The organism is Roseomonas sp. USHLN139, from assembly GCF_037145735.1.
Taxonomy (GTDB): domain Bacteria; phylum Pseudomonadota; class Alphaproteobacteria; order Acetobacterales; family Acetobacteraceae; genus Pseudoroseomonas.
Genome location: NZ_JBBCWY010000028.1, coordinates 1 through 6,289 on the forward strand (window position 1 = coordinate 1; position 6,289 = coordinate 6,289).

Sequence of the window (6,289 nt, forward strand, 5' to 3'; positions counted from 1 at the left end):
GCGCTCTGGGATGCCATCCGTGACGCCCTCCCGCAGTTCTCACCGCAGGAGTGTGCCAGCTACTTCACCGCCGCAGGATATGAACCAGAATGATCGGATTATGCTCTAGGTAGAGGAACCGCCCATCCAATAGCGTCACGTAGAGCCAGCCTTGAGATCCAGACACAATCTCGGCGCCGGGCTCGTTGACGTAGGATACCGCCCGCGCCTCCAGGCTTTGCGGCTCCCAAATGCGCGGTGAACGAAAAGGCAGGGGTGGCAGCAGGACAGGCGCTGCGGCAGTGGCGGCAGGGAACAATGTAAGCTCAGCCTCAGCATTGGCTGCCTCCGCTTCCCGCTCAGTCACTGCAAGCTCGGCGGAAATGGCTGTGAGGTCGGCCCGTAGCGCGACTAGTAGATCCGGGTGCGGTGGTTGGCTTGCTCGCCACCGCACCCGCCCGCCTTCCAGGAAGAGGCTGACGCCAGCTTCTTCGGCGCGCTGGATCAGGGGATGCTGGCTCATGCGGCGCCTCCCCCAAACCAGGACAAGGGACGAGCTGTTCCGCCTGTTCCGACCATGGCGGCGACCGGGCGGGCTACAGATCGCCTGTCCATGTCGCGGCCGGCGGCTCGGTGGCGGGGGCACTCTGGCTGGCATCTGCGGCACCGGCCCAGTCGATGACGACGTGGCGCCCCTTCCGACCGCCCCCCTCTTGCTGCAGAAGCACGCCGCTGCGCCGCAGGGCAGGCGCTAGGCGCCGCAGCCGCTTCCCTAAGGAGGGCGCGTCCCGCGGCCAGTCTCGCTGCTTGATCCTGTCCATTGAGACGCGCTGATTGAGGGCTTCCAGCAGCTCGGTCGGGGAGCACATCCACCGGCCGCGCTCTTCGGCGAGGCCGCGGATGGCGAGCGCCAGCGCATCGGCCTCAATCACCCCCGCCACCGCCGCCGCTCGGTTTTCTTCCAGGGCGGCCAGCATCTCGGCTTCCGTCCACCCGAAGGCCGGCGCCATGGCGGCGCTCAGCCGGGCGAAGTCAGCCATGCGGGGGAGGCGGTCGATATGCAGGTTGGGCAGCCGCGCCATGGCGGTGCGCAGGCCGTCCAGCAGCAGCGCCAGGATGCCGGCACGCGCCGCTTCGAAGTCCTTCCACACCTCCGCCTCGGGCTTGCGCTTGTCGTCGGGGATCGGCGGCAGGGTGATGCTGATGGCCCGGTCAGCCAGGTCGCCGCGTGCCAACAGGGACGGGATGCCGTTCAGCAGAATTGGGTTCTGCACGAAGACGGTGCTTTCCTCCCCGTTGGTGTAGAGCATCCGCTCGCCGAAGCCGCCGCCCGAGGCGATGCGGCACAGGGCATCGGCCATGTCCGCATCCAGGCTGGAGAGGTTGTCGAAGGCCAGCACGCGGCTGTTGCGCGCGGCGATAACCAGATCGCGCTCTTCGCGGGGCGCGGCGCGGGCATCGGCGTGGTTCGGGTCCACCAGCCGGCGGAGCATCTTGCTGGCCGTCGTCTTGCCGGAGCCCTGCTCACCATCCACTGCCAGGACGGGGAAAGGCCCTTCCGGATAGATGCTGGCCACCAGCCAGGCGACCACCAGCCGCAGCTCGGAGCTGGCCTTGCCGCCTTCGCCAGGGCGGAGGTTGAGGATGCTGCCGAGCTCGGCCAGGACGGAAACCGGGTCGCCGCGCTTCGGGACAGGCAGCGGCACCAGGCCGCCGGGCCGGATCAGCGGCACATCGGCCTTCGGCACCAGCTCCCAGCTTTCTGCGGTGACGCGGACCAGCTGCCAGGTGTCATCCCCCAGATCCAGCCACACCACGCCATCCGGAGTGCGGCAGAGCCGCGGGCGGGGATCACGCACTTCGCCGCGCAGCGCCATGGCCTCGGCTGCACCGATGGCCTCGCTCAAAGCCTGATCCGGGATAGCGCCCGGCCGCGCCGGCCGTCCGGGCGTGGCTGATTCGACGGGGTAGCGGTCGCCATAGATCAGCCGCATCAGGTTTTTGAAATCGCGGCCCCGCACGCTGTAGCGCATCAGCCGCACATCCTGCGGCACCGTGGCATAGGCATCGCCCCGCGCGTCGCGCCAGAAGACCGTGCCGAGATCCAGGACGGCATCAAGCACCAGGTCGCGGGCATTGTCGGAGCGTGGCCGACGTTCTTTCGCCGGCTTGCCGCCCTGCCCAGCCTTCGCGCTCCGCTTCTTCACCGGCAGTGCGACCACATTGGCGGCGGACGGCCCATCAACCTCCGTCACGGTGAACCCGTCATCGGGCATCCATCGTCTCCTGTGCCCGGCGCCGGGCAAGAATGTCGGCGAAGTCCTCGCCTTGATTGTCAGGGGTGGCGACGCGCACCTTCCGGCCCTCTGCCCGCCACCGCTGCGCGGCAGTCCAGGCAGCCGTTTGTCCCGGCGCGTCATTGTCGGCAGCCACCAGCACAGCGCGCGCAGCGGGCGGTGGCGGCAGTTCCAGCTGGGCCATGTTGCCGGCGGCCACGGCCGCCCAGGCCGGCCGCTGCATCAGGCAGGAGGCAGCCAGGGCGGTCTCGATGCCCTCCGCAATGCCCAGCGCCGCGGCGGTGGCGGGTTGGTGCAGCATCACGACGCCACCCGCCACCGCGGCCAGCGTCGCCTTCTGCGGCTCAACGGCTGCCTTGCCGCTGCCATCCGGCCGCAGATAGGTGCGGTGGACTGCCAAGGGCTCGCCATCGGTCGCCCGACGCACCAGGGCCAGGAGGGTAGGGAGCCTGTCCGGGACCGCGGGATGCGCCGTCCTGGGATGGAAGCGTAGCTGCTCTCCCCACTCCGGCATCGGGAAGGCGCGCCAGGCATCCAGCACACCGCGGGCAGCCAGATAGGCTTCGGCCGGGGTGCCGCTGATCGGGCGCGCTTCGTCCCATAGCTGCATGGCCCAGGCGCGTTTCCTGGCGGCGCTTGGAGCGTCCTGCCGCTTCTCCGGCGCTGGGGTGGCCGACGGCGTCCAATCCTGCCCCAGCGCAGCGCGGACAGCCGCCGTAATGGCATCCTTGTCGCCGCAGGAGGCACACCACCACAGCGGCCGGCCGTCCTGCTGCCGCAGCGAAAAGGTCGTGGGGTAGCCACAGGCCGGGCAGGCACCGCGCCAGGCGCCGCCATAGGATTTCCGCAAGCCGAGGCGCTCGGCGATTTCATGGGCGGTGGCGGTCATGAGTGCCCCCGCTGACCGCCACTGCCGGCGGCGTTGATACGGCTCCACTCGCCGCGCGCGGCAGGCTCGAAGGCAGCCCAGGCGGCGGTGACCACGCGGCGGGAGGCACTCCCGGCCATGCCGAGCCGGATCAGGCGCAGCAGCCAGTCGAAAGTCTCACTGTCGGCCGAGTGGAACAGCCGGGCGAAGTCGGTGCCGATCCGTTCCACGCCGGGCAGATGAGTCAAATCAGGCCGCGTCATGATGGCGGCACCGGGTCGTGCAGCTGCAGGGCGCTGCTGCCTTCCTCGATCACGGCCAGGGCCTCGGCGACGCGCCGCCGAACCGTTTCCGGCTCGGCAGCATCGTGGTGGATGGCCAGCATCAGGTCGCGCAGGACCGTCAGAGCCATGCCGCCGTCCGCAATCGCGTGGATCAGCGGCGCGGACGTGGCCAGGAAGGCGAGGGGGCCGGTCATCATCCCGCCTCCCCGACCACGGCCAGCACGTCTTCCACCATCTGGCGGGCGAAGCGATCAGCCAGCGCGGGCTCTTCGTCGCCTTCCTGGGCAAGGAAGGCCTTCGCCACGCGAGCCTTGGCAGCGAGACCGTGCCGGCTCCGGGGGGAGATGGCCAGGATGCCTTCCAGCGCGGCCGTCTCCGCGTCGCAGGCCTCTTCCCAGGCCCGCTCGGCCGCCGGGTCGTTCTCGTCCGCTGCCCGGCACGCGGCATCGCACTTGAGACGATGCTCGCGGACCTTCGCAAAGCCCGTGCAGAGTGCAATCAGGTTGGCATCATTGCGCAAGGGGGTGGCGGCTTCGGAAGCCGGCATGGTTTGCCTCTCTGTCATCAGAGGCTGCCTTCAAGGCGCAGGAGGTCATCAACCAGCTGCCAGGCGAAGTCTGCTGCCAGGGACCCTGAAGGAGCGCCCCGGCCTTCATGGCCTTCGGCGACAGCCTTCGCCGCGTGCGCCTTTGCCAGGATGCCTTTCAGCGTCATCGGCTGAGCATCCCAGACGTCATCACGGGTCCGCGCATAAGCTGCCCAAAGAGGATCAGCTTCGGGCGCCAGATTGCCGGGACTGTCCTCGTATGCCTTCAGGTTGGCGATGTGTTCGGCGCAGAGGGTGATGAGGTCGGCATCCGGTAGGCTGCTGTCGCCTTCCTTCGCAATGCGGCGAGCTTGGCAGCTGCCACGGGGGTGCTGCGCCGGGCCAGATTGATGCCTCTGCGCCTCCAGCGCGTCGGCGAGGGCGCCAAGCTGCTGCAGAAGACCATCGGCTTCCGAGTGCTCTTGGCGAAGGGCGCGGATGAGGAATTCGAAACGATTCTGCGCCGGCAAACGCTCCCCGCCTCGGCGCTCCGGATCGATCAGCATCCAAAACACGTCGAGGCCCTCGCCTAGGCGCTCCAGGGTGTCGTCGAGGCTGGCCCAAGCGGCATCAAACGCTGCGGTGGGGCGGAGGGTGCCGGCAGCCTTGGTGACACTGGGCTTCTTCATGCCGGCGGAGGGCGCGGCAGACAGATGGGAGACCATCAGCGCGCCCCTCCGATCAGCAGGCCCAGCACCATCGCCACCGTCGGCACGGCTAGGCCCACCAGGTCGCTGCGCAGGGGCAGCGGGGGCAGGGCACCACAGTGCAGGTAGGCCAGGGCGCGGCGAAAATAGCCGGGTCGGTAAATGAGCGCCGCGACGGGTATGGAGGGGAAGGTGCGCGAGACCCTTCTGGGCATGGTATAGGCGTCGTCAGCCATGATCTGAGCTTCCCTAGAGCCAGAATTGCGGTCAGGCCGAGGGCGACGGTGCCAGCCGCGCCCTCGGCTGCTCTCCAACGTTTTGCGTTGGAGTTGCGAGACTAAGAGCGCTTGGCCTACTGTCAACGTTATTCGTTGGAGTTCCGACCTTTGACTGGTCAGACGATCATCGCCTCTCAAGTCCGCGCTGGAAGAGGCTTGTTGGATTGGTCGCAGGCTCGTCTCGCAGAGGCTGCCGGGGTCGGTTTGAGCACAGTCAGAGACTTTGAAGCCGGCCGCCGCGTGCCCTACCGGTCGAGCCTTGATGCAATCCGCGTCGCACTTGAGACTGCCGGCGTCGACTTCATCGCGCGAAATGGTGGCGGTCCCGGCGTGAGGCTGCGCGCCAGCGACTAGGCTGTTCACTACGGCTCGCTTCCCTCCCGGCCCGATGCCCTCCGAGAGCGCAAAGGCGGCGACAATGTCGGACGCGGGCGTGCCTTGCGGCACTTGCCAGCCGGGCGCCCTGATCAGAGGGAGCAGGGAGCTGATGCGCTGGAAGCGCTGCCGCAGCTGCGCGCCTGCTTCGCGGCGCTGTTCCTCCAGATCGGCCGCACGGGCGGTGGCGCGGAAGAGCGGCAGATCCGCCCCATGCCCTTCCTGCCGCCCGAGGCGCTCGGCGGGCGGCGTCACCGTGCCGCCCTCCGCGCTTCGTCGGCGAGGGCCTTCCGCGCCTGCACCAGGGCTTCCCGGCTCATGCCGCTGACGATGACATGCCTCAGCTGGCGGCCCGGCAGCAGCGCTTCCAGCAGCGGCGCGGCGGCCTCGTAGGCCGCCCTGCCGGCGAAGATCGCGGCGATGTCGGGTGGGTCGCCAGCCATCGCACGAAGCCGATCCAGAGCGGCGGTCGAGGCGGCCAGAGCCGCCTGTCCCAGCGTCTCGGCGGGTGAGAGGGTGCTAGTCATCCCTCCGCCCCATCGCCACCCGTGTCGGACCCAGCCCATGACACCGCAGCGCCCTCCATAGCCTCAAGGGCGATACCCCGGGCCAGCCGCGCGCAAATTTCCGGGTCGTGGATCAGCGGCTTAAGGAGCGCCGCGGCGGCCCTCTCGCAGATGAGGGTGGCCGAATCGCGCCTGGCCTGCCGCCGACCTTCGTCAGCGCCGGATTCAGCGAGCTGATGAAGCGTCAGCGCGATCTCATAAGCGTGGTCCACCACCGAGCCGATGCCGAGGCGGGCCATCACTTCGCCCCCCGCCCGGCCGCCACTCGGCGGGCCTCGAAGAAGGCCATGATTTCGCTACGGCGCCAGCGGGGGCAGCGGGGCGTCACGTAAATCGCGGGGGGAACATGGCCCGCCCGGACCGCACGCCAGAAGCTGGAGATAGCCAAGCCGCACTCGGCCGCGCATTC

Annotated in this window: 11 protein-coding genes; 1 reads left to right on the forward strand and 10 read right to left on the reverse strand. The window is 69.1% G+C overall.

Features of this window, described 5'->3' with window-relative positions:
- Positions 1–64: 64 nt before the first annotated feature.
- The 8 genes from WFI16_RS26785 to WFI16_RS26820 form a co-directional block, all read right to left on the reverse strand.
- Positions 65–502 (reverse strand): hypothetical protein, encoded by a 438-nt coding sequence (locus WFI16_RS26785; protein WP_419900904.1) that lies wholly within the window; start codon positions 500–502, stop codon positions 65–67.
- 73 nt (positions 503–575) lie between these two features.
- Complete coding sequence (locus tag WFI16_RS26790) at positions 576–2,255, reverse strand: hypothetical protein (RefSeq protein WP_419900905.1); 1,680 nt, start codon at positions 2,253–2,255, stop codon at positions 576–578.
- Positions 2,245–3,165 (reverse strand): DUF7146 domain-containing protein, encoded by a 921-nt coding sequence (locus WFI16_RS26795; RefSeq protein WP_419900906.1) that lies wholly within the window; start codon positions 3,163–3,165, stop codon positions 2,245–2,247. Before WFI16_RS26795 ends, WFI16_RS26790 begins: the two co-directional genes overlap by 11 nt.
- On the reverse strand, positions 3,162–3,407 hold the full coding sequence (locus WFI16_RS26800) for a hypothetical protein (RefSeq protein WP_419900907.1): 246 nt from the start codon (positions 3,405–3,407) through the stop codon (positions 3,162–3,164). The genes WFI16_RS26795 and WFI16_RS26800 overlap by 4 nt, the downstream gene beginning before the upstream one ends.
- Positions 3,404–3,622 carry a hypothetical protein gene (locus WFI16_RS26805; protein ID WP_419900908.1) on the reverse strand — a complete coding sequence of 73 codons (219 nt, stop codon included), beginning with the start codon at positions 3,620–3,622 and terminating at the stop codon, positions 3,404–3,406. Before WFI16_RS26805 ends, WFI16_RS26800 begins: the two co-directional genes overlap by 4 nt.
- A complete protein-coding gene (locus WFI16_RS26810; RefSeq protein ID WP_419900909.1) occupies positions 3,622–3,975 on the reverse strand; it encodes a hypothetical protein in 354 nt (117 codons plus the stop codon). The genes WFI16_RS26805 and WFI16_RS26810 overlap by 1 nt, the downstream gene beginning before the upstream one ends.
- Before the next feature lie 17 nt (positions 3,976–3,992).
- Positions 3,993–4,679: a hypothetical protein gene (locus tag WFI16_RS26815; RefSeq protein WP_419900910.1), complete on the reverse strand. Its 687-nt coding sequence runs from the start codon at positions 4,677–4,679 to the stop codon at positions 3,993–3,995.
- Positions 4,679–4,897 (reverse strand): hypothetical protein, encoded by a 219-nt coding sequence (locus tag WFI16_RS26820; RefSeq protein ID WP_419900911.1) that lies wholly within the window; start codon positions 4,895–4,897, stop codon positions 4,679–4,681. Before WFI16_RS26820 ends, WFI16_RS26815 begins: the two co-directional genes overlap by 1 nt.
- A gap of 150 nt (positions 4,898–5,047) precedes the next feature.
- On the opposite strand from WFI16_RS26820, the gene WFI16_RS26825 reads away from it, so the two are divergent.
- A complete protein-coding gene (locus WFI16_RS26825; RefSeq protein ID WP_419900912.1) occupies positions 5,048–5,293 on the forward strand; it encodes a helix-turn-helix domain-containing protein in 246 nt (81 codons plus the stop codon).
- Positions 5,294–5,565: 272 nt separating this feature from the next.
- Here the strand turns inward: WFI16_RS26825 and WFI16_RS26830 are convergent, their stop codons facing one another.
- Positions 5,566–5,757 carry a hypothetical protein gene (locus WFI16_RS26830; RefSeq protein WP_419900913.1) on the reverse strand — a complete coding sequence of 64 codons (192 nt, stop codon included), beginning with the start codon at positions 5,755–5,757 and terminating at the stop codon, positions 5,566–5,568.
- Between the two features lie 80 nt (positions 5,758–5,837).
- A complete protein-coding gene (locus tag WFI16_RS26835; protein WP_419900914.1) occupies positions 5,838–6,119 on the reverse strand; it encodes a hypothetical protein in 282 nt (93 codons plus the stop codon).
- Positions 6,120–6,289 lie beyond the last annotated feature (170 nt).